Source organism: Streptomyces sp. NPDC001137, from assembly GCF_040298885.1.
Lineage (GTDB): Bacteria > Actinomycetota > Actinomycetes > Streptomycetales > Streptomycetaceae > Streptomyces.
On sequence record NZ_JBEPBA010000007.1, the window covers coordinates 1 to 25,511 of the forward strand.

Here is a 25,511-nt window from a genome sequence, read left to right on the forward strand (position 1 = left end):
CCCCGCTCCTCAAACGCCGGAGGGGCTGGATTTTGCCGGGCGGGCTTGATCTTTCAGCCCGTCCGGCGTTTGAGGACGAGGCCGTTCAGGCCGAAAGCGGGGGTCCGGGGGCGGCTGCCCCCAGGGGACGGTGGGGGTCCCCCCCTCTGGGGGAGGGAAGGGGCGGCGGGGGCGAGATCAAAAAAGGTGGCCGATTGCGCGCAGGGTAAGGGAACGGTAAAGCGCCCCCGCTCGTTCACCCGGCATGACAGCTATGACCCCCGGCTCGAACATCCCTCTCTCCACCGCCCGCGTGACGGTGGACGTCGCCGCCCCGGTGCGGCTCGACGTATCGGGCCTGCTGCTCACCGGCGACGGCAAGGTGCGCTCCGACGACGACTTCATCTTCTACAACCAGCCGGTCGGCCCGGGCGTGACCTACCGGTCGGGCGGGGGCACGGCTCCCGACGCGATCACCGTGGACACCGCCGCCGTCCCGCCGGGCATCGAGAAGATCGTGGTCACCGCGAGCCCGGACGCCCAGGGCCAGACCTTCCAGGGCATCGAACCGACAGCCACGATCCGCAACGCGGACGACAACACCGTCCTGGCCACGTTCACACCCCCGCAGCTCGGCACCGAGACGGCACTGGTGGTCGTGGAGATCTATCTGCGGGGCGGCCAGTGGAAGGCCCGCGCGGTCGGTCAGGGCTACGCCAACGGCCTGGCGGGCATCGCCACCGACTTCGGCGTCACGGTCGAGGAACCGGCCGCGGCCGCCCCGCCCCAGCCGGTCGCCCCGCCGACGCCCACGATGCAGCCCCCGGTGACCCCGCCGGCCCCTCCCCTGTCCACCACCCCGCCGCCTCCCCCGGCCACGCCCGCCCCCGCGGCGGGCCCGCCCGCCCCGGGCACCGGAAAGATCAACCTCGACAAGGGCCGGGTCAGCCTCCAGAAGAACCAGACGGTGTCCCTCGTCAAGGGCGGCCGCCCGCTGCTCTCCCAGGTCAAGATGGGCCTCGGCTGGGAGCCCGCCTACGGCGGCAAGGACATCGACCTGGACGCGTCGGTCATCGCGTACGGCCCGCAGCGCAACCACATCGACAGCTGCTACTTCGGCAAGCTGTCCATCCTGAACGGCGCGATCAAGCACTCCGGCGACAACCTCACGGGTGAGGGCGGAGGCGACGACGAGGTCATCGTGGTCGACCTCGGCCGCATCCCGCAGGAGGCCACCGGCCTGGTCTTCACGGTCAACTCCTTCTCCGGCCAGAAGTTCACCGAGGTCGCCAAGGCCTACTGCCGCCTCCTGGACGCGACCACCGACGAGGAACTCGTCCGCTTCGACCTCACCAACGCCGAACCCCAGACGGGCGTGATGATGGCGAAACTGATCCGCCAGTTCTCCGGCGAGTGGGAGATGACAGCGATGGGCGAGTTCGTGAAGGCCCGCACGGTACGGAACATGGTGAAGCCGGCCGCACAGGCGCTGTAGTTCGCCGTACGACGACCATGGGCGCCCCCGGCCAGGGGGCGCCCGGCCTTCACGCCTCGGTTGCGGGACGCAGACCCTCCGTCAGCAGTGACAGGTAGCGGCGGATGTGTGTGCCCTCGCCGTTCGCCAGCTCGGACGCCGTGGCCACACCGTGCGCCAACCGCAGGATCTCGATCGGCTCGACGTCCTGGCGCAGAGCCCCCTCCCGCTTCGCCGCCCCGACCAGCCGTTCCGCCGCCCCCTTCACCGAGTTGCCGCAGGCCGTGACCACGGCATTGCTGCCGTCCGTGACGGCCGAGCCGAGCAGGGTCTTGAGCCCCCTGACCTGGATCATCCCGGCGCTGAGTTCGTTCAGCCACTCCACCAGCGCCTCACCCGGCGGCAGTTCCCGCGCGAAGTCGTCGGCGCGTGCCGCGATCGCCTCGATGGCATCGACGTACACCGCCTCGAGCAGCGCCTGACGCGTCGGGAAATGCCGGTACAGCGTGCCCGACCCGACCCCCGCCCGCTTGGCGATGTCGTCGAGCGACGCGTTCTCCCCATGCTCGGCGAAGGCTTCCGCCGCGACCTTCAGCAGCCGTTCGTAGTTGCGACGCGCGTCCGCTCGCATGGGCTTGACCTGCGCCATTCAGATACTCCTTGCGAACCGGGGACTCTCTCCGTATTTTAGCGAGAGTTAAACGGAGACAGTCCCCGGTTATCTCTGCGGGCCACCCCTGCCTGCCCACGTTCCGTTGCTCAGTGCTGCCCGCGCACATCCCACCCGGGGGACATCGAACGGGAGAACTCCATGGCCGGCCCGTCCAGCACCACCGAAGCACCGCTCACCGCACCACGGCACCCCGCCAGGCTCCGCACCGTCCTCTTCGTCATCGTCACCGTCTACCTGATGGTCGGCGTCGACTCCACCGTCGTCAACGTCGCCCTGCCCGACATCCAGCAGGACCTCGACTACAGCCGCACCGGCCTGTCCTGGGTCCTCAACGCCTACACGCTCGCCTTCGGCGGCCTGCTGCTGCTCGGCGGCCGCGTCGGGGACATCGTCGGCCGCCGCCGCACGCTCGCCACCGGCGTCCTGCTCTTCGCCGGTTCCTCCCTGCTCGGCGGGCTCGCCACCGACAGCGCCTGGCTGCTCGCGGCCCGCGCACTGCAGGGCGCGGGGGCCGCGCTCATCGCCCCGAGCACCCTCGCCCTGATCACCACCAACTTCCCGGAGGGCCCGCGCCGGCACCACGCCCTCGGCATCTACTCCTCCATGGCGGGCATCGGCGCCTCCATCGGCCTGGTCCTGGGCGGCATGCTCACCTCCTGGGCGTCCTGGCGCTGGGCTCTGCTGATCAACGTCCCGATAGGGCTCTCAGTGGCCCTCGCCCTGCCCCGCTTCGTCAGCGAGACCCCGCGCCACGCAGGCCGGTTCGACGCGGCCGGCGCACTGACCGGCACCGCGGGCATGACCTCACTCGTGTACGCCTTCATCCGGGTCTCCGAGGCGGGCTGGAGCGACACCCAGGCGCTGCTCGGCTTCAGTACGGCGGCCGCCCTGCTCGCCGCCTTCACGATCGTCGAGTCTCGCGCCCTCCAGCCGATCATGCCGCTGCGGCTCTTCTCGGACCGCAACCGCGCGGGCGGCTACGCGGGCGTGCTGTTGCTGCCGGCCGGCATGTTCGGCGCGTTCTACTTCCTCACCCTGATCAGTCAACAGGTCCTGGAATACAGCCCGTTGCGCGCCGGATTCGCCTTCCTGCCGATGACCCTGGCGATGTTCACCACCGTCCGCTTCGTGCCGCGGCTGCTGGCCCGGTTCGGCGTCAAGCCGGTCCTGCTCACCGGCATGGGCCTGCTCGTGGCCGCGGCCGCCTGGCTGTGGCGGCTCGAACCCGGCGAAGGCTACCCGTCCGGTCTGCTCGGCCCGCTGCTGCTGATGGGCGTCGGTGTCGGCCTGAGCTTCATGCCGCTCAACGCGACGATCCTCGCCCGTATCGAACCTCGCGAGGCGGGCGCCGCCTCCGGGCTCCTGCAGACCCTGCAGTGGCTGGGCGGCACCCTCGGACTGTCCGTCCTGGTCACAGTGTTCGGCACGGCGACCCGGCATGCCTCGGGCACCCCGGCCGAGATCCTCACCGAGGGGTCGGCGCGCGCGTTCGGCGTCGGCGCGCTGATCGCGCTCGCCGCCCTGCTGGTGTCGGCGTTCGTGATCAGCGGACAGAAGCGGGGAGCCACCCGGCCTGAAGCCGCCTAGAACAGCGCGCTGTACGCGTTGAGAGCAGGCTGCCCGCCCAGATGGGCATACAGCACCGTCGACTCCCGGCCGATCTCCCCGCGCTCGACCAGGTCCACCATCCCGGCCATCGACTTCCCCTCGTACACGGGGTCGGTGACCATCCCCTCGGTGCGGGCCGCGAGGCGCATCGCGGCCAGGGTGGTCTCGTCGGGGATGCCGTAGATCCCCGCGTGGTAGCGCTCGTCCAGCTCGACGTCCGCCACGGTCAACTCCCGCTTGACGCCGATGAGTTGGCCGGTGTTCCGGGCGATACGGGCGATCTGCTCCCGGGTGGCGGCGGGCTTGGCCGAGGCGTCGATGCCGAGTACGCGTCGGGGCCGTCCGCCCGCCTCCTCCAGCGCCGCGAAGCCGGCGACCATGCCGGCCTGGGTCGACCCGGTGACGGAACACACCACCACCGTGTCGAAGAAGACCCCCAACTCCCGCTCCTGCTCGGCGACTTCGTACGCCCAACCGGCGAAGCCGAGGCCGCCGAGCGGGTGGTCGGAGGCCCCGGCCGGAATGGCGTACGGCTTGCCGCCCGACTCCTCGACCTCCCTGAGTGCCTGCTCCCAGCTGTCCTTGAACCCGATACCGAAGCCGGCCCGCACCAGCCGTACGTCCGCCCCCGCGAGCCGGCTGATCAGGATGTTGCCGACCTTGTCGTAGACGGAGTCCGGCCATTCCACCCAGCTCTCCTGCACCAGCACGCACTTGAGCCCGGCGCGGGCGGCGCAGGCGGCGACCTGGCGGGTGTGGTTGGACTGGACGCCACCGATGGACACGAGTGTGTCGCAGCCCTTGGCGAGCGCGTCGGCGACCAGGTACTCCAGCTTGCGGGTCTTGTTGCCGCCGTAGGCGACACCGGAGTTGCAGTCCTCGCGCTTGGCCCAGAGGGAGGCGCCGCCGAGGTGGGCGGTCAGGCGCTCCAGGGGGTGCACCGGCGAAGGGCCGAAGAGCAGCGGGTAACGCTCGTACGAGGAAAGGGACATGGGTCCTCCCGGGGTGGGGATCAGTCGCCGTCGGCGAGGTCGTCGGCGAGGGTGCGCCAGATCTCCGCGGTGACGCGGACCGCCTCGTCCACACCGCCCTCCGCGCAGGCGTCGATCAGCTGCTCGTGCAGGCCGGCCGAACGGCAGGTGCTCTCGCCGAAGCGGCGGTGCTCCAGCCGGCGGATGAGGGGGGTGTAGCGGGCGATGGTGGCGGCGGCCGCCTGGTTGCCGGCGACGCGGACCAGCACGTCGTGGAGCTCGTCGTCGGCGCGCAGGGCACCGTCGACGTCCCCCGAGCCGACGGCCGCGGCGAACCGCTCGTTGGCCGCGCGCATCGCCTGGACGTCCGCGGCGAACAGCCGGGGCACGGCCATCCGCGTGGCCAGCTCGTGCATGGCGCCGACCACGGCGGCGGCGTCCCGCACCTCGGCCGTGACGACCGGGGTGACCCGCGTGTAGCTCTGCGGCTTGCTCTCCAGCAGCCCCTCGTCCACCAGCCGGGAGAAGGCCTGCCGTACCGGCGCCCGGGACAGCCCGAGCCGCTCGGCGAGCTCGGCGTCCCGCACCACGGCACCGGGTTCGAGCTCCCCGGCCACGATGGCGTCGCGGATGGATGCGTAGGCGCGGTCCCTGAGGAGGGTGCGCTCGACGGGTCGTATGGCCTCCACGAACTGAAATGTTAGATGTCAGTCTTGGGTGCGGACAAGGGTGTGGCCCGCACCCCGTAGAGGTGCGGGCCACGACCGTGCGGCTCAGGCCGCCCAGGGCCAGTCGGCGTCCCGAGCGGACTCGAGCAGAGGCACCATCCGGAAAGCCGCGTCCGACAGGCCCCCGAAGGTGTGCCTGTTGCCCTTCCCCGACGGGCCGTGGCCCACCCGGTACCCGGCGAGGTTCCAGGTGTAGACCGGTACGTTCGCCGGGACCTGCTCGGTCGGGTCGCCGTGGCGGCTGTACGTGTACTGCTCGTCGGTGACGATCAGCACCCGGTCCTGGCCCCGGTAGTGCGCGCGGATCGCCGAGGTGGTGTCGGTGCCGCCCAGGTCGCCGAAGCGGCCGAGGATCTTCAGCACCGACTCGCCCTCGTCGAACGACAGCCGCCGGCTGGTGGTGCCGAACTCGACGAGGTCGGCGTCCTGCGCCCGCAGCGCGAGCGCCGTGCCGAAGATCGCCGCCGCGTCGGCCCGGTTGAGCTCCGAGCGGTCCGACAGCGGCGCCCACATCGAGCCGGAGCGGTCGACGAGCACCAGCGTCCGGCCCGGCAGTGCGGGCACATTGGCCAGCGAGTGGCCGAGCGCCTGCTCCAGCGGGTACGACCAGCGCAGCGAGGGCGCGTGCTGGTACGCGGCGAGGTACCGGAAGGGGAACTGCCGCGAGCGCGCGACCTCCGCCGGGTCGCTGATGCGCGCCGCCACCTGGGCCGCGACCTTGTCGGACACGCCGGCCTGGTCGAAGTTCCGCAGGTTCCTCACGAGCGCCATGACGCCCATGGACGGGATCACGGCCTCCCAGGCCGCCTTGTCCATCGGACCCTGCAGCCACCCGGCCAGCGCCTCCCAGGTCATCCCGGCCGCCGCGAGCCGCTCCGCTCCGCGGCGCGAGGTCACCACCGCGCGCCGCTCGGCCACCGGCACCGCCATCAGGTCGCGGTGCGCGGTCAGCACGCGGTTCGACGTCGGCGGCACCGCGGTGTCGGGGTTGTGCCGGCGGTCGAGGGCGTACTGGAACAGCTCCCCCTGCCACGGCTTGTCCGGGTCGGGTGCGGCGTGCACCAGGTTGAGGATGTCGCCGAAGCGGTAGCCCTTGGAGGCGGTGTCGTACTTCAGCAGCGACTTGCCGCTGTAGAGGCGGCGCACGGCGTCGGCGATCCCGCGCTTGACGGGCTTGGGGACGCTGCGGCCGTACGTCGCGGTCCAGTACGCGAGCAGTTCGCCGGGCTCGTCGGGGCGCTGCAGTACGGAGGCGATGACCTGGCGGTTCGAGGGGCCGTCGGTGGCGCCCGCGTCGAGGCGTGCCTTCACGTACTCGGCGGCTCCGACGAGCGCGGCGCTACGGATGTTGCCCTCGCCGCGCAGCCAGCCGAGCAGACCGGCGGTCCAGGTCGGGTCCTCCACGGCGAGGCGCCGGACGAGGCGCGCGAAGCGGTCGTCGCGGTCGGCACCGGACTCGTAGAAGGTCCGCTGCGACACGAAGTTGGCGATCGCGAGCAGAAAAAGCTCGGAGCGCGCGTCCCGCTCACGGCCGCGGCCGCCCTCGTACGAACGGAGCACGCGGCCCGTCGAAGTGACGCGCGAAGTGGGCTGCGCCCGCGCCGCCTTGGTGTTGAATCGTGCCATGGTGAATTCCCCCGAATTCGTTTCCGTTTCGGAGGGAGGCGCAGCAAAAGGAATGCGCACGGAATTGAGATGACCTCTGCCCCCGGACACACACCATGAACTGCGCCTCCCGAGATCAAGTCGGCGGCGGCCTTGTATTCGACCCAAACGAAGTAGCCGCAGCCTGCGCACCGGGAGGTGCAATGAAGTTGTGGTGTCCAGAGTTCAAGGTCGGCGGAACCGACGTAGGTGCTCTAACCCCTGAGCTACACCGGCGCGTTGTACCGGTGGCGGGACTCGAACCCGCGGCCGCCCCATTATCAGTGGAAGTAGGTCCTGCCTTCGCACCTGGACGTTCATCACTGTAAGAGGCGTGCCGCGGGAGGAGCGAGCGAATTAATCAGCCGCGCTTCTGGCGCTTCCAGGGGCCGGTGATCGCCAGCATGATCCCCGGCTCCTGAATGTTGGCGAAGAGCGTGCTGCCGTCGGGTGAGAAGGTGACGCCGGTGAACTCGCTGTACTCGGGCTCCTCTTCGGTGCCGATGTTGAGTTCGTTGCGGGCGATCGGATACGTGCGACCGCTGTCGGTCGCGCCGAACAGGTGCTGCAGGCCCTCGCCGTCCTCGGCGATGACGAGTCCGCCGTACGGGGAGACGGTGATGTTGTCCGGGCCGTCGAAGTTGCCCTCGGCGGACGGGTCGGGGTTGACGCCGAGCAGCACCTTGAGGGTCAGGGTGCGGCGCTTGGGGTCGTAGAACCAGACGGCGCCGTCGTGCTGCACGGGGCTCTCGGCACGGGCGTAGGAGGAGACGATGTAGGTGCCGCCGTCGCCCCACCACATGCCCTCCAGCTTGCGGGCGCGGGTGACCTGGCCGGCGGTGAACTGCTTGCGGACGGAGGTCGTCCGCGCGTCGCGGTCGGGGACGTCCACCCAGTCGACGCCGTACACGGTGCCGATCTTCGTGGCGCGGGAGAGGTCGTCGACGAACTTGCCGCCGGAGTCGAAGCACTTGAAGGCCTGGAGGACACCGGCGTCGTCGGCGAGGGTGCCCAGCTTGCCGCGGCCGTGGCAGAAGCCCTCCGGCGGGGTCCAGCGGTAGAGGAGGCCGTTGGGGTTCGCCGCGTCCTCGGTGAGGTAGAGGTGGCCGCGCTTCGGGTCGACGACGACCGCTTCGTGGGCGTAGCGCCCCAGCGCCTTGATGGGCTTCGGGTCGCGGTTGGCGCGGCGGTCGGAGGGGTCGACCTCGAAGACGTAGCCGTGGTCCTTGGTCATGCCGTTCTGGCCGGCCTTGTCCTCGGTCTCCTCGCAGGTGAGCCAGGTGCCCCAAGGGGTGTTGCCGCCCGCGCAGTTGGTGGAGGTGCCGGCGATGCCGACCCACTCGGCGACGTGGTCGCGGCGCACCTCGACGACCGTGCAGCCGCCGGATGCGGCGGGGTCGTAGACGAGGCCCTCGGTGAGCGGGACGGGGTGCGGCCAGTTGGCGCGCGGGCCCTTCAGCTCGTGGTTGTTGACGAGGAGGGTGGCGCCGCGGGGGCCGGCGAAGGTGGAGGTGCCGTCGTGGTTGGAGGGGGTGAACTCACCGGACTCCAGCTTGGTCCGGCCGCTGTAGGTGATGATGCGGTACTTGAAGCCGGCGGGGAGGGCGAGGATGCCGTCCGGGTCGGGGACCAGCGGTCCGTAGCCGACGCCGCGGTGGGCGTCGGCCGACTCCTCGCCCGCCTCGTCGGTGTCCGTGGACGCCAGGGCGTTCGGGGCGGTGGCCAGGGCGCCGACGCTGCCCGCCAGCGCGACACCGGCACCGGTGATCGCGGATTTTCTGGCGAAGTCCCTACGGGTGAGCGACATGGTGTCTCCTGTGACGGTGGGCGTGCCGTGGAGGGTGGCGGACCTCGGGTCGGCGCCACCGTTTCGCCCGTGCCTGAACGGGAGTTGAACGCCGGACGACACCCACGGGCCCACTTCCATGAATCCGTCCAGTGCGGACCACGGAACTCAAAAAGACCTTGTGCCCGGGTAATGGGTCGGATGAATGACCACAGGGAGGACAGAACGACCCTTTTCCTCTCCTCGGACCGGTCGGCGGCCGACCGCGTCCCGCGGCGGAGCCGCACAGCGACACGGTCCGTGGAGGGCCTGGCTCAACCCCCGTGCTGCGACCGCGCCTTGAAGGCCGCCTTCCGTGCTTCCTTGGCGATCCGCTTGTCCGGGTGCAGGCGCCCCATGGCCTCCAGTACGTCCGCCGTGGCGGGGTGGTCGACCCGCCAGGCCGCCGCGAAGAAGCCGCCGTGCTGGGCGGCCAGGCCCTGTACCAGTGCCCGTAGTTCCTCGGAGTTGCCCTCGGCGGCCAGCTGGGCGGCGACGGTGTCGATGGTGAGCCAGAAGATCATCGCCTCGGACGGGGCCGGCACGTCCGAGGCGCCGTGCTCGGTCAGCCAGACCCGGGCGAGTCCGCCCAGCTCCGGGTCGTCGAGGACTTCGCGCAGTGCGGGTTCGGCCTCGGCGCCGACGAGGGACAGCGCCTGCTGGCAGCGCAGCCGGCGCAGGGGCGCGCCCGCGTCCGCGCCGCGGGCAGCCGCCAGCAACTCCCGTGCGGCGGGGAGGGGTTCGCGGCGGGCCAGCCACTGTTCGGTCTCGGCCTGCGCGGCGGCCTGGGGGAAGGTGGCCGTGCCGTCGAGCAGCGCGTCGGCGCCCTTGTCCACGAGGTCGCCGACCGCGGGCGCGGTGAGCCCGGCCTCCAGCAGCCGTGCCCGCAGCCCGTACAGGCCGAGCGGGGTCAGCCGCACCATGCCGTAGCGCGAGACGTCGGTGTCGTCGCCCCGGGCGGCGGGGTCCGCGGCAGCGTCGTCGGGCTCCGCCATCAGCGCCTCGTCCACCGGCTGGTACTCGACGAGTCCCACCGGCTCCAGCATCCGGAACTGGTCGTCGAGCCGCATCATCGCGTCGGAGACCTGCTCCAGGACGTCGTTGGTGGGCTCCCCCATGTCGCTGGGGACGATCATCGACGCGGCGAGGGCCGGGAGCGGGACGGGTCCGTCGCCGGGGCCGTCCTCGCTGACGGTGAGCAGGTACAGGTTGCCGAGGACGCCGTCGAGGAACTCGGCCTCCGCCTCCGGGTCCCACTCCAGCCGGGAGAAGTCGATCTCGCCGGACTCGTCGAGGGCGCCTTCCAGGTCGTCCAGGTCGGGGACGCCGGCATCGGCGAGCACCGTCTCCAGTGCCTCCTGCCACACGGTCAGCACCTCGTGCGGTGAGCCCTGGGTCAGCAGCGCCAGGTCCTGCCCGGCGGTGACGGTGCCCTCGCCCTCGGGGTCCTCGGGGTCGACGATCTCGACGAGCCCGGTGTCCACGGCGACCCGCCAGGCCTCGCTCGCGAAGGCCGCCGCGTCGTCCCCGCTCAGCCCGAGCAGCTCGGCGGCGGCCGGCAGCTGCTCCTCGACGAGCCCGCCCCCGGCGTCGATCCGGGTGTCCGGACCGGCCCAGCGGGCCAGGCGCGCGGCCCGGGAGAGCAGCGGTGTGGCCAACGCGGCCCGCGCCAGCTCCGCTTCGGGGTGCAGCCGCACCGGCGGCAGGGGGGAGCTGTCTGACATCGGCTGGATCTCCTCGGGCGTGTCGTACCACTCAAACGCTCAGCCTAGACGGATTTCCACCCATGCCGCCCGGTTCATCTCCCGGACCCCGCCCGTACATGGCCGAAACCTTGACAACTGGCGTGAGTACACAGGAGATTGACGCGCGTAGAAATGAAGCGGACATATGTTCACTGTATTTTCTACGCGCGTCGCCACCGCCCCACCGGTCGCGGCCTTGGACCGTCCCACGCACCACCCTCGTCCCGGCGCCCACGCACGTCCCCGGAGGGATCCCGTTGCCGAGCAAGTCTTCCGCGCGTCTCGCCGCGCTCACCGTCGCCGCCGTCTGTTCCGCGGCGTCCGCCGTAGCCCTGACTTCTCCCGCGCATGCCGACACCGTGCGCATCCATGACATCCAGGGCACTACGCGCATTTCTCCGTACGCCGGCCAGAAGGTCACCGACGTGGCCGGAATTGTCACCGGCGTGCGCACCTACGGCTCCTCCAGAGGCTTCTGGATCCAGGATCCGAACCCGGACGACAACCCGGCCACCAGTGAGGGCATATTCGTCTTCACCAGCTCCACCCCGAAGGCCGCCGTCGGTGACTCCGTCACGGTCACCGGCACGGTCTCCGAGTACGTCCCGGGCGGCGCCTCGTCCGGCAACCAGTCGGTCACCGAGATCACCAAGCCGACGATCACCACCGTCTCCACCGGCAACACGGTGCCGGCCCCGACGGTGATCGACGCGAAGTCGGTGCCCGCGCTCTACACCCCGGCGGGCGACACCGCCGCGAACGGCTCGATCAACGGCCTGCCTCTGCAGCCGTCGACGTACGCCCTGGACTACTACGAGTCCCTGGAGGGCATGAACGTCCAGGTCGCCGACGCGCGCGTGGTCACGGCCACCGACCCGTACTCCGAGCTGTGGGTCACGGTGAAGCCGCACGAGCACCGGACCCCCAGCGGCGGCACGCTGTACGGCTCCTACGAGTCGCAGAACACCGGACGCCTGCAGATCCAGTCGCTGGGCGCGACGGCCGACTTCCCGAAGGCGAACGTCGGCGACACGCTGACCGGCACCACGACAGGACCGCTGGACTTCAACCAGTTCGGCGGCTACACCCTGGTCGCGAGCCAGTTGGGCACGCTGAAGAGCGGCGGTCTGCAGCGCGAGACGACGCAGAAGCAGTCGCGCGGCGAGCTGGCGGTCGCGACGTACAACGTCGAGAACCTCGACCCGTCCGACAAGACCTTCGACGCGCACGCCGCCGCGATCGTGAACAACCTGCAGTCGCCCGACATCGTGTCCCTGGAGGAGATCCAGGACAACAACGGTGCGACGGACGACGGCACGGTCGCCGCCGACGTGACGGTGAACAAGCTGATCGACGCGATCGTCGCGGCCGGCGGCCCCCAGTACGACTGGCGCTCGATCAACCCGGTCAACGACCAGGACGGCGGCGAGCCCGGCGGCAACATCCGCCAGGTGTTCCTGTTCAACCCGGACCGGGTGTCCTTCGTCGACCGTGCGGGCGGCGACTCCACCACCGCGGTGGGCGTCACCAAGGTGCACGGCAAGGCGCAGCTGACGGCCTCCCCCGGCCGTATCGACCCGGCGAACGACGCCTGGAAGTCCAGCCGCAAGCCGCTGGCCGGCGAGTTCGTCTTCCGCGGCCGCACGGTCTTCGTGATCGCCAACCATCTGAACTCCAAGGGCGGCGACCAGGGGCTGACCTCGCAGTACCAGCCCCCGACGCGCAGCTCGGAGACCCAGCGCCACGCGCAGGCGACGCTGGTCAACGCGTTCGTCAAGAGCATCCTGGACGTCCAGAAGAACGCGGACGTCATCGCGCTCGGCGACATGAACGACTTCGAGTTCTCCGACACCGCCAAGATCCTGGAGGGTGACGGCGAACTCTGGTCGGCGATCAAGTCGCTGCCGAAGAGCGAGCGTTACACCTACGACTACCAGGGCAACCAGCAGGTCCTCGACCAGATCCTGATCAGCCCGTCGATCCGGAAGTCCTGCGGCTTCGAGTACGACAGCGTGCACGTCAACTCGGAGTTCAACGACCAGATCAGCGACCACGACCCGCAGGTGCTGCGCTTCCGCCCGTAACGGGACCGGCGCCGCTCAGGACTGGCTGAACACGCCGTTCAGCCAGTCCTGCCAGGCGGCCTCGGACTCCTTGATGTCGGCCCCCGGGGTGAAGTCGTGCAGGGAGATGCCGACCCGGTGACCCCAGTGGTTGCGCCCGAAGAAGCGGGTGAGACCGCGGTCCGTGCGCAATCCGATGAAGTACGGGTTGCGGAAGTCGACCACGGCGTCGAACTCCTCGGGCCCGCGGACCGTCACCCGGGTGCCGGCGGCCACGTCCTCGCCGACACCGAGCGCCCGCCCCACGACGGCGAGGGCGTCGGCGGCCTTCGAGGCCTCGGGCCCGTCGAAGGTGGCAAAGGCGGCCGGCCGGGGCGCGAAGTGGACCAGGTACTCGCGCAGGGTGTGCAGATAGAAGTCGGTGTGCTTGGCGGCGCCGTCGTACTGGTTGTCCCAGTCGTCGACGAAGATGCCACTGTGCACATACCGCACCCAGGCCCGGCGCCCCTCGTCGCGGGGCTCGATCGTGTAGTCGAGCTGGTTGAGGGTCTGCTCGGCGATGCCCTCGACGTCCCCGACGCGGTTGGTGTAGCGGTGCGGTGGGTCCCAGGCAGTGACCTCGGACCCGAAGGGCCCCTTGCCGCCGACGCGCGGCTCGGGCGGCTCCATCGGCCACAGGTATCCCCCGGTGCCGGTGGTGATCGCCTCCCACACCTCCTCCGGAGTGGCGTCGACCTCGAACTCGCGCGCGATCTCGAATTCCTTTGACATGGTGGGCTCCTGCCTAGTCCTGCTCGGTTGCCTTGAGGCTGGGATGGACGGCCACGACGATCCGGTGGTCGCGCCCGTCCTCGGCGTCGGGCGCGTCGTACTTGCGGATCAACGCGGTGACGCCCGCCGTCAACTCCTGGACGAACGCGGCCCGTTCGGCGGCCGAGGCGAAGCGCACCTCACCGTCGAGCGCATACGTGGCCAGCCGTTTGCGGGCCTTCGCGGCACCGGTGATGAGCGAGCCGACGTCCCGCACGAGCCGGGCACCGAGCGCCAGCAGCCACCGCGCGGACAGCTGGTCCCGGAAACGGTCCGGGTCCGGCTGTACGGCGGCGAGCGCGAGCGGCGAGATGACGTACGAGGCCGCGGTGGCCTGCATCAGCCGCTCGGTGACATTGCCCTTGCGGCGCTCCCCGGCCAGCTCGACCAGGCCGTGCCGCTCCAGCGCCTTGAGGTGATAGTTCACCTTCTGCCGCGGCAGGCCGACCCGGCCGGCCAGCATCGCAGCCGACGCGGGTCCGGCCGCGAGCTCGGCGAGCAGCCTGGCCCTGACGGGGTCCAGGGAGACGGCGGCGGCCTCGGGGTCCTCGATGACGGTCACATCCAGCATGCGTCCACCGTCCCACCGAAAACTTTTTTTGTCCAGAAGACTGAGGTTTTCGGTGGGACGGTGTCAGGACTAGTGGCAGGACCGTTCTGTCACCGCTTGGGGTACCTCCAGCCCACCACCACGACGAAGGCCAGCGCCGCACCGATGACCAGCGCGGGCCGCGGATGCCGTACCGCCGCCCTGACGACGGGGCCGGCGGGCCAGGGGACGTCGTGTTCCGCCCTGTGCTGGATCGTGTGTCCCGTCCGGGTGGCCCTGTCCTGGGCGGCGTGGCCCGCCGTCAGGGCTCGGTCGTGCACCTGGTGACCGGCCCTCGTCGCCCTGTCCTGCACCTGGTGGCCGGCGTGCGTGGCCCTGTCGTGCACCTTGTGGCCGGTCTGCGCAGCCCGGTCCTGGACCGCATGGCCGGCGTGCGCGGCCGTGCTGCGCAGTTGCACGGTCATGGCGCTCGCCTTGTCCTTCAGGTCGGCCGCCCGGGCCCGGGCGCGTCCCTTCACATCCATCTTCTCCGCCAACTCCTCCACTGTTTCGCCGAGTTGGCTGCGCGTCTGCTCGATCTGCCGCCTCAGCTCATCGGGCCCCTTGGCGCCGGAAGGCCCTGTCCTGTCCGTCATCGGTGCGCCCTTTCCCTGATCTCTTCGACATCGGCCCGGACGCTGACGAGGGTCTCCTCGGGCGTCGGCGGTGCGGCGCGGCGCAGCTGGGCGCGGCCGGTCACGGCCAGCACGGCCGCGATCACGAACAGCACGGCGGTCACGATGAGCGCCGCGGCCCAGACCGACAGCACCAGCGAGAGGGCGGCGACGCCCGTGCCGGCCAGGGCGAGCAGGCCGGCGTAGGCGAACGCGCCCGCGGCGCCGAGCAGTCCGCCGCCGCGCCCGGCGCGCCGGCCCTTGGCGGACAATTCCTCCTTGGCGAGGGCCACTTCCTGTCGTACGAGCCGGGATAGCTGTTCGGTGGCCTGCCCGACGAGCTCGCCCACCGAGCGGTGCCCGTCGCGCACCGGCTGGGGGTGCATGGTCCCGGTCACGGGGTCGCCTCCTCTCGCGTGCCTCTCGGCTTCCTCCGTTCGGAAAACTCCGGGTACCCCCGCCGACCTCCGCTATCCCTGCCGGCCACCGCCCGGCCCGCGCTCGCCGAGCCGGCCGAGCTGGGTCTGGAACCAGTCGAGGCGGGCCTGCAACAGGGCTGCCTCGGCGACGAGTTCGGGCACCCCGAGCCCCTCGGGCACCGCGAGGTCGGCCGCCGCCGGCAGTGCGGCGCCGCTGCCCGCCACCACCCGCAGCCCCTCCCCGGCCAGCCGCGCGAAGGAGGCGAGCGAGACGGAGGCACGGCCGCGGACGCAGCCCGCGCAGGAGGGGGCCAGCGCGCGCCAGCCGGGCCGGCCCCAGCCCGCGTCGGCCAGGGCGGTGGCGACCGCGCCGCACACACAGGGGCCGACCGTGGCGGTCCGCACCCGCTGGCGGGCGTAGCGGAAGCCGCGCTCGAAGCGGAGGTAGCGGCCGAGGACCAGGACCTCCAGCAGGACGGCCGCCCGGTGCTCGGCCGTGCACAGCAGCGCCTCGGCCGCCGTGCGGTCGTGCACGCAGTGGAAGCCGCAGTCGCAGCGGCGGTGCGGTGCCCGGTGACGCAGTCCGTAGACACAGGACGCGTCGGCCAGGACCCCGTACGGCAGCGCGCCGCCCAGCGACACACCGGTGAACCCGGCCCGGGTGCCGTCCTGGGACAGCACCGGGTGGGCGATCTTGTATCCGGTCGGCGGCTCCGTCGGGCGTTCCTCCGGAAGCCGCAGTCTCATCGGGCCGCCGGAACCTCTTCGCGCGCGGACGCCTCGACGTCCTGGGTCTCCTCGGGCAGTTCGAGCTCTTCCTCGTGGGTCTGCGGCTGTTCCTCCGCGACTCCGGTGGCCAGTGCCTTGCCGAGCTTCATGACGCCTCCATGGGCCGATGCCGATGACCGTCACGACCATGCTGACCCATGGCGGGCGAAATGGACATAGGGCCTGGACGGGCATGGCGCCTCACCGGCCGCACCACAGCGATACTTATCAATATCTGGTAGAAGAATTAAGTGGAGCTTCACTGTCGTCCCGCCGAGACTGAGAACATGACAACTGACGCCCCCGCACCCTTCGGCCGTGCCCTCTGCGCGATGATCACCCCCTTCACCGAGGAGGGCGCGCTCGATCTCGACGGGGCGCAGCGGCTCGCCGACCACCTGGTCTCCCGGGGGTGCGAGGGTCTGGTGCTCTCCGGTACGACGGGCGAGTCGCCGACCACCACGGACGCCGAGAAGGCGGCACTGGTCGAGGCGGTGCGCGAGGCGGTGGGCGGCCGGGCGTCGGTCGTGGCGGGCGTCGGCACCTTCGACACCCGGCACACCGTGGAGCTCGCCCGGGAGGCCGAAAAGGCGGGCGCGGACGGCGTGCTGGTGGTCAGTCCCTACTACAGCAGGCCCCCGCAGGACGCGCTGGAGGAGCACTTCCGGACGGTCGCGGACGCGTCCGGGCTGCCGGTCGTGCTGTACGACATCCCGGGCCGCACCGGCACCCGTATCGAGTCCGACACGATGATCCGGCTCGCCGAGCACCCCCGGATCGTGGCGGTCAAGGACTGCTCCTACGACTTCCTCGCCGCCCAGAAGGTGCTGGCCCGTACGGAGTTGGCGTACTACGCGGGCTGCGACGAGCACAACCTCGCGCTGTACGCGGTGGGCGGCGCGGGCTACATCAGCACGGTCGCGAACGTGGTTCCTGAGCAACTCCGCGCGGTCATCGACGCGTTCGAGGCGGGCGACACCCCCGTGTCCGCCCGCCTCCAGCAACGTGCCACACCGCTCATCGAGTTGATGATGTCGGCCGGTCTGCCCGGCACCGTCACCACGAAGGCGCTCCTCAACGAGCTCGGCCTGCCGGCGGGAACCGTCCGTGCCCCGCTGCGGCCCGCCGGCCGCGAGACGGTCGACGGGCTGCTGGCGGCCTACGAGGAGCTCACGGCCGGCTGATCAGGGCTGGGCGAAGAGCGGCTCCCAGCGTCCGGCGGCACCGTCGTTGCCCTGGCGGAAACCGCTGAGCGGCACCTCCTTGTCGCTGCCGATGGTGACCAGCACCAGCCGGTTGTGGAACTCGTTCTTGACGTCCTTGTCGATGTCCCAGGCGATGAGCCGGTTGTTGCCGACCCAGGCGAGCAGCTGCTGCCCGCGCACCTTGGTCTTCTTGCCGGTGTAGGCGTCGACGATCCAGGACGCGGTCTTCCACCCCTCGCCGGCGAAGTCCCCGGCGACCAGCTTGCCGTTCGGCGACATCCCGGCGTCGACGTACCACTCCAGGTACTTGTAGCCCGGCGGCACGGAGACCTTCGTGCCCGTGAGGTCCCAGAACTCCTTGCCGATCTCACCGCTGGGGTTGCCGGCCCAGACGTACCGGCCGTCGTCGGTGAGGGCGAAGTCCTGGCGGGAGTTGACCATGTCGGGAAATCCGCTGTCGCCGCCCGCGTCGACCCGGCTCCAGCGCGTCTTGCCGGACGCCACGTCGATGACGTAGAAGCCGGTGCGGTGCGAATCCGTCTCCACGCTCACTTCGCCGCCCCCCTTCAGCTTCTTGGGGATGGGCTTGAGGTCGGGGTTCTCGCTGTAGGTCGTCGCGACGAGCCGCCGGCCGTCGCGGGAGAAGGCGAGCCCGCCGGCCCCGTGGTCGATCTGGATCCACCGCTTCACCTCGCCGGAGGCCAGGTCGAGCAGGCCGATGCGCGAGGCGGGCAGGTCCTGCTCCAGGACGGCGACGGTCTTCAGGCCCGGCGCGACGGCGACCCAGGACCACTCGGGGGACTTCTCGTACCTGCCGGTCTTCGGGTTCAGCAGGTAGTAGGTCCGCCGGTTGACGGCGGTGTCCTTGGTCTGCTTGACGCTCTGCGAGATGTAGTACGCGGCCAGGGTCGTCCCCCCGGCCGAGATCAGATCGCGCGGGGGCGACTGGTCGGGATGGGCCCTGGTCTTGTTCTGTTCCACGACGTCCGAGGGCCGTACGTCCTTCTTGCCGGAGTCCAGCAGCGGAACCGCCACTCCGACGGCTACCACGGCCGCGGTGGCCAGGGCGGCGGCCGTGATCCTGCGGGTACGGCGGCGCCTGCGGACGGCCAGGACACGGTCGGCGAACCCCGCTGCTGCCGGGTGCTGTCCGGCGGCCTGCTCACGCAGGGCGTCGCGCACGAGTTCGTCGACGTTCACGGACGCACCTCCACGGGCGAGTAGTCACGGGACGGCAGCTGTTCGGCGTCCGCCGGGCCGAGGGCGGCGAGCTCCGGCGACAGGGCGCGCAGCCGGGCGAGGGAGCGGTGGGTGGTGGACCGTACGGTGCCGACGGAGCAGCCCAGCAGGCGGGCCACATCGGCCTCCGGCAGGTCCTCGAAGTAGCGCAGCACCAGCACGGTGCGCTGACGGGCGGTGAGCCGGGCGAGCGCCTCCCGCATCACGACGCGCAGTTCGGCCGCGGCGGCCGTGTCACCCGAGTGCGTCGACTGGCCGTCCCCTTCGGGCGGTTCGGCGACGCTGACCTCCCGTCTGCGCCACTTCAGCCGCCAGCGGCTGACCTGCTGGCGGTACAGGATCCGGCGTACGTACGCTTCGGGCTCGTCGATCCGCTGCCATTTCCCCGCCGCCTTGACGAGCGCGTTCTGCAGCAGGTCCTCGCCGGCGTGCTGATCTCCCCCGCAGAGCAGCACGGCCGTCTTCAGCAGAGCCGACGACCTGCTGTCCACGAACTCGCGGAAGCTGTCCAGCCCTTCGGCATTCATCGTCACCTTCTCTTCCCCGGCGGCTGCGTCTGTGCGCGCCCCTGTGTCCCTTGTGACGCGTCCCGCCGTCCGCCGCTATGCCTGCCGGACGAAGAAATTTTCCGTACGTTGTTGCTGTGAGCCGCCCCCTGCTGTTCCTCGACGTCGACGGCCCGCTCAACCCGTGGGCCGCAAAGCCGGAACGACGCCCCGAGGGGTGTACGACGATCCGGGTGGCCCTGCATCCTGGCCGGCCCCTGCGGGTCTGGCTGAACCCGTCCCACGGCCCGGCGCTCCTCGCCCTGGACTACGACCTCTGCTGGGCCACGACCTGGATGGACGCCGCCAACCGCTGGATCGCCCCGGTCATCGGCCTGCCCGAATTGCCGTACGTCGACTTCGGCGCGGGCCTGTTCGCGCTGCGGCCCGACGGGGTGCACTGGAAGACGGAGGCGATCGTGGCGTATGCCGAGGGCCGCCCCTTCGCCTGGGTGGACGACGAGCAGAGCCAGGCGGACGAGGAGTACGTGCGCGCCCACCATCCGGGCCCCGCGCTCCTGCACCACGTCAGCCCGCGGCTCGGCCTGCGGGAGGACGACTTCACGGCACTCGCGGAGTTCGCGGCGGATCTGCGGGCATGACGAAGCGCCCTCCCGCCCGCCGGCGGAAGGGCGCCCGGGCTGTCGTACCGCTCAGTTGTGGCTGTGCAGGATCTCGTTCAGACCGCCCCAGACCGCGTTGTTCGGGCGGGCCTCGACGGTGCCGGTGACCGAGTTGCGGCGGAAGAGGATGTTGGAGGCGCCGGACAGTTCGCGGGCCTTGACGATCTGCCCGTCGGGCATGGTCACACGGGTGCCCGCGGTGACGTAAAGACCGGCCTCGACGACACACTCGTCGCCGAGCGCGATGCCGACGCCCGCCTCGGCGCCGATCAGGCAGCGCTCGCCGATGGTGATGCGGACGTTGCCGCCGCCGGAGAGCGTGCCCATGGTGGAGGCGCCGCCGCCGATGTCGGAGCCGTCGCCGATCACGACACCCGCGGAGATGCGGCCCTCGACCATCGACGTGCCCAGCGTGCCGGCGTTGAAGTTGACGAAGCCCTCGTGCATCACGGTGGTGCCCGCGGCGAGGTGCGCACCGAGCCGCACCCGGTCGGCGTCGGCGATGCGGACGCCCTTGGGGGCGACGTAGTCCGTCATGCGCGGGAACTTGTCGACGGAGGTCACCTGGAGGTGCAGGCCCTCGGCGCGCGCGTTGAGCCGTACCTTCTCGATCTCGTCGACGGCGACCGGGCCGAGCGAGGTCCAGGCGACGTTCGGGAGGAGGCCGAAGATGCCGTCGAGGCTCTGGCCGTGCGGCTGGACCAGGCGGTGCGAGAGCAGGTGCAGACGCAGATAGGCGTCGTGCGTGTCGATCGGCTTCTCGTCGAGCGAGGAGATGACCGTGCGCACCGCGACCACCTCGACGCCCCGGCGCGCGTCCGGACCGATCGCCTTCGCCGCGCCCTCGCCGAGCAGCTCCACGGCCTTCTCCGCGGACAGCCGCTCGGTGCCGGCCGGACCGGGCTCTTCGGCGAGCGCGGGCGCGGGGAACCAGGTGTCCAGAACAGTGCCGTCGGCGGCGATCGTGGCAAGCCCGGCGGCCACGGCGCCGGTGGTGCGAGGAGCAGTCGTGTCGGTCATGAGGGCAACCTAACCGGCCGGGGCCTGCGCAGGCCAACCCGTGGCGGGTGCGTCTCAGGTACCGGGCGGCACGTTCCGTGGGCACCGCGCGGGAGTCCCGCGCTCCCCCGTGCGCATTCGAGCGGGGGGTCAGGGAATGACCCGCGCCAGCACCTCACGCGCGTACTCCTCGTCGTACGGCATCCCGGTGAGCAGCACCTGCAGGCAGATCCCGTCGAGCAACGCGACCAGCGCCCGCGCCGTGAGCGGGTCGGTGCGGCGGGCGAGGCGGTCGGCGAGGTCCGCGGCCCACTCGGCGGCTATCGGGCGCAGGGCGGGCCGGCGCAGGGCGGCCAGATAGAGCTCGCACTCCAGCTCGACGCCGGTACGGTCGCCGGCGAGCCATTCGCCCATCAGGCCCGCGAGTTCGGTGGCCAGGTCGGCGCCGGCGTCCTCCAGGCCGCCGCGCGAGACGACCACCTTGAAGAAGCCCTCGTTCGCCTGCCGCAGCGCGGCGACCATCAGCTCGTCGAGGGTCTTGAAGTGGTACGTCGTCGAACCGAGCGGGACGTCCGCCTCGGCGGCCACCGAGCGGTGGCTCAGCCCGGCCAGGCCCTTCTCGCCCACCACGCGGATCGCCGCGTCGATGATCCGCTGGCGTCGGTCGGGGTCGTAGCGCCGGGGCATCAGTGCGCGCCTCCGAGGTTGAGCACCACGACCCCCACGATGATCAGCGCGATCCCGACGGCCTTGGGGACGGTCATCCCCTCGCCGAGGAAGAGCATCCCGATCGCCACGATCGCAGCGGTGCCGAGGCCGGACCAGATCGCGTAGGCCGTGCCGACCGACATGGTCTTGAGGGTCTGGGCGAGCAGCCAGAAGGAGACGCCGTATCCGGCGAGCGTCAGCACGGACGGCCACAGCCGGCTGAAGCCGTGGCTGAACTTCATGGCGGTGGTACCGCCCACCTCGGCGGCGATGGCCGCGAGGAGCATCAGGAATGCCATGTGTACGAGCGTACACAATGATGCGTACGCCCGTACACAACGGCACATCGGCGCGGAGCGATGCGTAGCCCTGCATTCCGGATGAGGAGGTTCAACTTTCATGGAAATCGCTCGCTTAAACGACTCCCGGCGATCTCTCCGCTCCACTAAGGTTTCACCGCTCACTCACCTAACCCTCACCTCATCCCCGGCCGCCGCCTCGGGCGCCGCTGGAGGAACTGCGCATGCCAGAAACCACCCCCGAGCCACCCCGGAACCAGCCCTGGGAGAACGGCTGGGCCCCTGACACCTCCCGAGCCCCGGGAACCCGAAGACTCTGGCTGGCCGGCGCACTGGCACTGTCGACGATCGTCGCGTGCGCCACGGCGATAGCCGTGATGGACAGGGACTCCGACCGCCCGTCACAGGCGTCCGGGATCCCCTCGTCGACCGTCGCCGAGACGCCACCCGGCCTGATCTCCTTCGCCAGCCCGTCCACGACCGGCACCTCGGCACCGTCCGGCAAGCGCGGCCTGTCGTCCGCACAGCCCACCAAGTCGTCCGCACCCGGGCCCCAGGGCTCCGAGTCGGCCCCCGCGAAGACGTCGAAGTCGCCGAGCCCCCACCCGAATTCGTCGAGCCACCCGAAGCCGACGAGCACCTGGCGCTCCGTCCGCTCGGTCAACTACCCGGACCGCTACTGGCATGTGAGCGGCGGCTATGTGAAGCTCGACCCGGTCCGCGGCTCGGAGTCAGGCGAGGACTCCACCTTCAAGGTGGTCAAGGGCCTGACGGACGGCTCCTGTTACTCCTTCGCCACCCACGACGGCCAGTACCTGCGCCACCGCAACTTCATCCTCCTCGCCGACCGCAACGACGGCTCGTCCCTCTTCAAGCAGGACGCGACGTTCTGCCCCCGGACGTCGGCGTACTCGGGCGCGGTGATGCTGGAGTCGGTGAACTATCCGGGGCGGTTCCTGCGACACCAGAACTTCCAGCTGAAGCTGGATTCCTTCCAGAACAGCTCGCTGTATTTGGCAGACTCGGCGTTCCGGTTGGTGGAAGGTCTGAGCTGAGGTCGTCGGGGGGCGCGTGTCAAGGGAAGTCAGGTACCCGGAGTTCGGTGATGCGGTGCGGAGCCTCATCACCGACTCCCGTCTCACGCTGGAGCGCTTGGACGACGCGTCCCGCAGGTCTCGCCGGATACGGCTTACCAGGACGACCCTGAGCAGTTGGCAGACCGGTCAGAGCCGTCCTCAGAACTGGGCCGCACTGGAGACGTTGTTGAGTGTCGTCGGCGAGTTGTCCGATCTTTCGGCAGCACGTCTCGATCGTCGTCGATGGCGGGCCGTCTACGACAACGCAGCGGGGCAGTCGGCGCCGTCCTCGTCGTCGGCCACGCCCGGCCCAGCAAGCGGCACCCGTGTGCGAAACGCCGACCCGATCCTGCTGGGCATGCGCCAGGCCCGTAAGTCAGCCGAGCACGGTCCGCTGCCCCCGTATGTCGAGCGGGACGCCGACCGGGAGATCGATACTGCCCTCGAGGCGGCGGCGCTCACCGGTGGGTTGGTCCTGATCAGAGGAGATTCGACCGCCGGCAAAACCCGTGCCGCTTTCGAAGCCATGTCTCGCGTGCTGCCCGACCTGGAGCTGCTGGCCCCACGCCAGGAGGGCGCCCTGGACCGGTACGTCGAACAAGCCCGAGCCCGGGCACACCGGGGCCGGCAGTGCCTCGTGTGGCTGGACGACCTCGAGCGCTACCTTGGCCCGGCCCGGCTCGACCAGGCCGTGCTTCGTGAGCTGGTCGGGTGTCGTACCGTCCTCCTCGCCACCATGCGTCTGTCCGAGTACAACCATCGCGCACCGCGGCAGACCGGCGCGGCCTCGGGGGACGACGCCTACACACGGATCGATCTCAGCGACCCGGTCCTCAAAGCTGCCACCGTCGTCGATCTGCCACGGAAGTGGAGCGAACCGGAGCTCGCTCGCACCGAGGTACAGACCGATCCGCGGCTGCTGGAAGCTCTGCGCCATCACGAACGCTACGGCATCGCCGAGTACCTCTCCGCAGGCCCGACCCTGTGGGATCGCTGGCGCGGCGCCCGCTACGCGGGCGGAAATCCGCGAGGGCACGCCTTGGTGGCGGCGGCCGTGGACCTGGCCCGTGCGGGACTCGCTGCCGTGCCCATCGAACTCATCGCCGCTCTGCACTCCGGCTATCTCGCCGACGAGGAGAGCGTGATGCTCATGCCGGAATCGCTCGACGAGGCCAAGGCCTGGGCATGCCGAGATCCCCTGGGCGTCACTCGGCTGCTGATTCCCGCCGGACGGGACCTGTGGCGCCCATTCGAGTACCTGGTCGACACGCTGGCCCAACAGCCCGACGCCCCACCCGTGCCCGATGCCGTCCGGGAAGCCGCGGTGGAACACGCCGCGGCGGTCCACGAGCGCTACACCGTGGGCGTCTCGTCCTACCGGGCGGATCGCCACGACCTCGCTCTGCGCGCACTGATGCCGGCTGCAGAGGCAGGCCATACGGGCTCCATGCACTACGTCGGTTCGATTCTCCTGGACCAGAAGAAAGAGGCGCGCGCCGCCATCTGGTGGCATCGTCTGGCGAAGGCAGGCGATGCCCATGGCATGGTGAACCTCGGAGTCCGCCACTCCCGCAAAGGGCGCGACAAGAAAGCGGAGAAGTGGTGGCGCCGGGCGCTGGACGCGGGGATGACGGACGCAGCAGCCAAACTCGCCCACCTGCACGATGTCCGCGGCGAACGTGAAGAGGCGGAGAAGCTCTGGGACATCGCGCTTGTCGCAGAGGTTCCAGACGCCTTCTTCCGCTTCGGGATGGAAGCCTACGAGCGCGAGGAGTACGAGGAAGCGGAGCGGCTCTACCGGGAGGGAGCAGACCGGGGGCATCAGGAGTCCCTCACCAATCTCGCGCAGATCCACCTGGCGCGGGGCAGCTACGACGAGGCGGAAAAGCTCTATCTCATCGCGGCGGAGGCCGGAGACTACGTGGCCATGCGCACGTTGGGGAGCCTCCATACATGGCGTGGACGGATCCGCTCCGCGCAAGAGCCGCGCGAAAAGCGTATGCGGCAGATCGCAGAATCCATCGCCGCGCGGCACCCGGCCGAGTGGGACACGGCGGCCGAGAGCGCCAAGGAGTGGTATCAGCGCGCCGTCGAGCAGGGCGATGTGCTCTCGATGCGATTGCTGGGAAACCTCTACCATCAGCGCGGCAAGTACAGAAAGGCTCACAAGTGCTACCGACGTGCCGCGAGACTCGGTGACCCCGCGTCCGCCGCCTACTTCAACCAGCCGGTGCTGGCCTGGGCCGAACCGCGGGACACCCACTTCTCCGACGACGAACCCGGCGAATACGAGGAGGAGCAAGGGCCATGGGCGCCAACTCCGCGTACCCTGCGGGTTCTTGCGGCGGCTCTGGAAATTGAGAGCGACATGGCCGCCGAGGCGCTGGAAGAGCTCCAGGACGAGCCGATCACCGCGGATTCCTGCACGGCAGGCTGCTTCGATCTGCTGCCGGCCCAGACCTGGAACCAGGACCTCGCCTGGCGTCGGCAGATGATCCGGGCCTTCGACGACCTCGCCGACGACATCAGGCAGGGGCGGCTTCCTCAACCGCGCAGCACAGGTGAGGAGATGGCGCTGCATCTCGCGCTGGAGCACGCAGCAGCCCTGACGACCGACGACCCCGGGCTCGTCGCCGAGTTCACCGAGGGCCTCGCTGAACACCCCGAGGACTACGACTGGTTTGCCTGCAAGGACCTGCTCTTCGAGGACCACGACGTGCTTTGGCTCTACGAGCCGTGGATGGACGGCATCGAGGATCCGGACGACGACGTGCACCAGTACGTGCGTGCGGCAAATCTACGGCCCGACGACTGGTTCAGACCCTTTCGGGATGACCGTGACCGTGATCCCGACCGGGGCTTCCGGCACTGATCCGGACCGGCCCGGAATTCCCGTCCGCCTGTCGT

24 protein-coding genes are annotated in these 25,511 nt (G+C 70.5%); 7 read left to right on the plus strand and 17 right to left on the minus strand.

Annotated features, from left to right (window positions below; translation table 11 throughout):
* Positions 1-253: 253 nt before the first annotated feature.
* Positions 254-1,474 (plus strand): TerD family protein, encoded by a 1,221-nt coding sequence (locus tag ABT254_RS15480; RefSeq protein WP_351470148.1) that lies wholly within the window; start codon positions 254-256, stop codon positions 1,472-1,474.
* A 49-nt stretch (positions 1,475-1,523) separates the two neighbouring features.
* Here ABT254_RS15480 and ABT254_RS15485 read toward each other — a convergent pair whose 3' ends face one another.
* Positions 1,524-2,102 carry a TetR/AcrR family transcriptional regulator gene (locus ABT254_RS15485; RefSeq protein WP_351469173.1) on the minus strand — a complete coding sequence of 193 codons (579 nt, stop codon included), beginning with the start codon at positions 2,100-2,102 and terminating at the stop codon, positions 1,524-1,526.
* Positions 2,103-2,264: 162 nt separating this feature from the next.
* Here ABT254_RS15485 and ABT254_RS15490 point away from each other — a divergent pair, with 162 nt between their 5' ends.
* The gene (locus tag ABT254_RS15490) at positions 2,265-3,713 is read left to right on the plus strand and encodes an MFS transporter (protein WP_351469176.1); all 1,449 of its coding nucleotides are present in this window, start codon (positions 2,265-2,267) and stop codon (positions 3,711-3,713) included.
* Here the strand turns inward: ABT254_RS15490 and ABT254_RS15495 are convergent.
* From ABT254_RS15495 to ABT254_RS15515, 5 genes are all read right to left on the minus strand, one after another.
* Positions 3,710-4,726 carry a 1-aminocyclopropane-1-carboxylate deaminase gene (locus tag ABT254_RS15495; protein WP_351469179.1) on the minus strand — a complete coding sequence of 339 codons (1,017 nt, stop codon included), beginning with the start codon at positions 4,724-4,726 and terminating at the stop codon, positions 3,710-3,712. The genes ABT254_RS15490 and ABT254_RS15495 overlap by 4 nt on opposite strands.
* Before the next feature lie 20 nt (positions 4,727-4,746).
* On the minus strand, positions 4,747-5,394 hold the full coding sequence (locus ABT254_RS15500; protein ID WP_351469182.1) for a GntR family transcriptional regulator: 648 nt from the start codon (positions 5,392-5,394) through the stop codon (positions 4,747-4,749).
* Between the two features lie 84 nt (positions 5,395-5,478).
* The gene (locus tag ABT254_RS15505; RefSeq protein WP_351469185.1) at positions 5,479-7,059 is read right to left on the minus strand and encodes a TROVE domain-containing protein; all 1,581 of its coding nucleotides are present in this window, start codon (positions 7,057-7,059) and stop codon (positions 5,479-5,481) included.
* 379 nt (positions 7,060-7,438) lie between these two features.
* Positions 7,439-8,884, minus strand: coding sequence for an alkaline phosphatase PhoX (locus ABT254_RS15510; protein ID WP_351469187.1), 1,446 nt, complete (start codon positions 8,882-8,884; stop codon positions 7,439-7,441).
* Between the two features lie 293 nt (positions 8,885-9,177).
* Entirely contained in the window at positions 9,178-10,626 is a 1,449-nt protein-coding gene (locus ABT254_RS15515; protein WP_351469190.1) for a hypothetical protein, read from the minus strand.
* Positions 10,627-10,904: 278 nt separating this feature from the next.
* Here ABT254_RS15515 and ABT254_RS15520 point away from each other — a divergent pair, with 278 nt between their 5' ends.
* Positions 10,905-12,731 carry a DUF8508 domain-containing protein gene (locus tag ABT254_RS15520; protein WP_351469193.1) on the plus strand — a complete coding sequence of 609 codons (1,827 nt, stop codon included), beginning with the start codon at positions 10,905-10,907 and terminating at the stop codon, positions 12,729-12,731.
* A gap of 15 nt (positions 12,732-12,746) precedes the next feature.
* Here ABT254_RS15520 and ABT254_RS15525 read toward each other — a convergent pair whose 3' ends face one another.
* The 6 genes from ABT254_RS15525 to ABT254_RS15550 all read right to left on the minus strand — a co-directional run bounded on the left by ABT254_RS15525 (position 12,747) and on the right by ABT254_RS15550 (position 16,020).
* Positions 12,747-13,481 carry an SRPBCC family protein gene (locus ABT254_RS15525; protein WP_351469196.1) on the minus strand — a complete coding sequence of 245 codons (735 nt, stop codon included), beginning with the start codon at positions 13,479-13,481 and terminating at the stop codon, positions 12,747-12,749.
* 13 nt (positions 13,482-13,494) lie between these two features.
* The gene (locus ABT254_RS15530; protein WP_351469199.1) at positions 13,495-14,091 is read right to left on the minus strand and encodes an ArsR/SmtB family transcription factor; all 597 of its coding nucleotides are present in this window, start codon (positions 14,089-14,091) and stop codon (positions 13,495-13,497) included.
* Positions 14,092-14,180: 89 nt separating this feature from the next.
* Complete coding sequence (locus ABT254_RS15535) at positions 14,181-14,705, minus strand: DUF3618 domain-containing protein (RefSeq protein WP_351469202.1); 525 nt, start codon at positions 14,703-14,705, stop codon at positions 14,181-14,183.
* Complete coding sequence (locus ABT254_RS15540; RefSeq protein WP_351469205.1) at positions 14,702-15,121, minus strand: phage holin family protein; 420 nt, start codon at positions 15,119-15,121, stop codon at positions 14,702-14,704. Before ABT254_RS15540 ends, ABT254_RS15535 begins: the two co-directional genes overlap by 4 nt.
* A gap of 72 nt (positions 15,122-15,193) precedes the next feature.
* A complete protein-coding gene (locus ABT254_RS15545) occupies positions 15,194-15,889 on the minus strand; it encodes a hypothetical protein (RefSeq protein WP_351469208.1) in 696 nt (231 codons plus the stop codon).
* Entirely contained in the window at positions 15,886-16,020 is a 135-nt protein-coding gene (locus ABT254_RS15550) for a hypothetical protein (RefSeq protein ID WP_351469211.1), read from the minus strand. Before ABT254_RS15550 ends, ABT254_RS15545 begins: the two co-directional genes overlap by 4 nt.
* A gap of 177 nt (positions 16,021-16,197) precedes the next feature.
* On the opposite strand from ABT254_RS15550, the gene dapA reads away from it, so the two are divergent.
* Positions 16,198-17,094 (plus strand): 4-hydroxy-tetrahydrodipicolinate synthase, encoded by an 897-nt coding sequence (gene dapA, locus ABT254_RS15555; RefSeq protein WP_351469214.1) that lies wholly within the window; start codon positions 16,198-16,200, stop codon positions 17,092-17,094.
* Here the strand turns inward: dapA and ABT254_RS15560 are convergent, their stop codons facing one another.
* Together ABT254_RS15560 and ABT254_RS15565 are read right to left on the minus strand one after the other, a co-directional pair.
* Positions 17,095-18,315 carry an SMP-30/gluconolactonase/LRE family protein gene (locus ABT254_RS15560; RefSeq protein ID WP_351469217.1) on the minus strand — a complete coding sequence of 407 codons (1,221 nt, stop codon included), beginning with the start codon at positions 18,313-18,315 and terminating at the stop codon, positions 17,095-17,097.
* Complete coding sequence (locus ABT254_RS15565) at positions 18,312-18,881, minus strand: SigE family RNA polymerase sigma factor (protein WP_351469220.1); 570 nt, start codon at positions 18,879-18,881, stop codon at positions 18,312-18,314. The genes ABT254_RS15560 and ABT254_RS15565 overlap by 4 nt, the downstream gene beginning before the upstream one ends.
* Before the next feature lie 116 nt (positions 18,882-18,997).
* Here ABT254_RS15565 and ABT254_RS15570 point away from each other — a divergent pair, with 116 nt between their 5' ends.
* Positions 18,998-19,501 (plus strand): HAD domain-containing protein, encoded by a 504-nt coding sequence (locus tag ABT254_RS15570; RefSeq protein WP_351469223.1) that lies wholly within the window; start codon positions 18,998-19,000, stop codon positions 19,499-19,501.
* Between the two features lie 51 nt (positions 19,502-19,552).
* Here the strand turns inward: ABT254_RS15570 and dapD are convergent, their stop codons facing one another.
* From dapD to ABT254_RS15585, 3 genes are all read right to left on the minus strand, one after another.
* Complete coding sequence (gene dapD / locus ABT254_RS15575) at positions 19,553-20,542, minus strand: 2,3,4,5-tetrahydropyridine-2,6-dicarboxylate N-succinyltransferase (RefSeq protein WP_351469226.1); 990 nt, start codon at positions 20,540-20,542, stop codon at positions 19,553-19,555.
* Between the two features lie 129 nt (positions 20,543-20,671).
* Entirely contained in the window at positions 20,672-21,208 is a 537-nt protein-coding gene (locus ABT254_RS15580; RefSeq protein ID WP_351469229.1) for a TetR/AcrR family transcriptional regulator, read from the minus strand.
* Positions 21,208-21,528 (minus strand): DMT family transporter, encoded by a 321-nt coding sequence (locus ABT254_RS15585; protein WP_351469231.1) that lies wholly within the window; start codon positions 21,526-21,528, stop codon positions 21,208-21,210. The genes ABT254_RS15580 and ABT254_RS15585 overlap by 1 nt, the downstream gene beginning before the upstream one ends.
* Positions 21,529-21,752: 224 nt before the next feature.
* Between ABT254_RS15585 and ABT254_RS15590 the strand changes: the two genes are divergently transcribed.
* Complete coding sequence (locus ABT254_RS15590; RefSeq protein WP_351469234.1) at positions 21,753-22,583, plus strand: AbfB domain-containing protein; 831 nt, start codon at positions 21,753-21,755, stop codon at positions 22,581-22,583.
* 97 nt (positions 22,584-22,680) lie between these two features.
* Positions 22,681-25,476 carry a tetratricopeptide repeat protein gene (locus ABT254_RS15595; protein ID WP_351469237.1) on the plus strand — a complete coding sequence of 932 codons (2,796 nt, stop codon included), beginning with the start codon at positions 22,681-22,683 and terminating at the stop codon, positions 25,474-25,476.
* Positions 25,477-25,511: the final 35 nt, after the last annotated feature.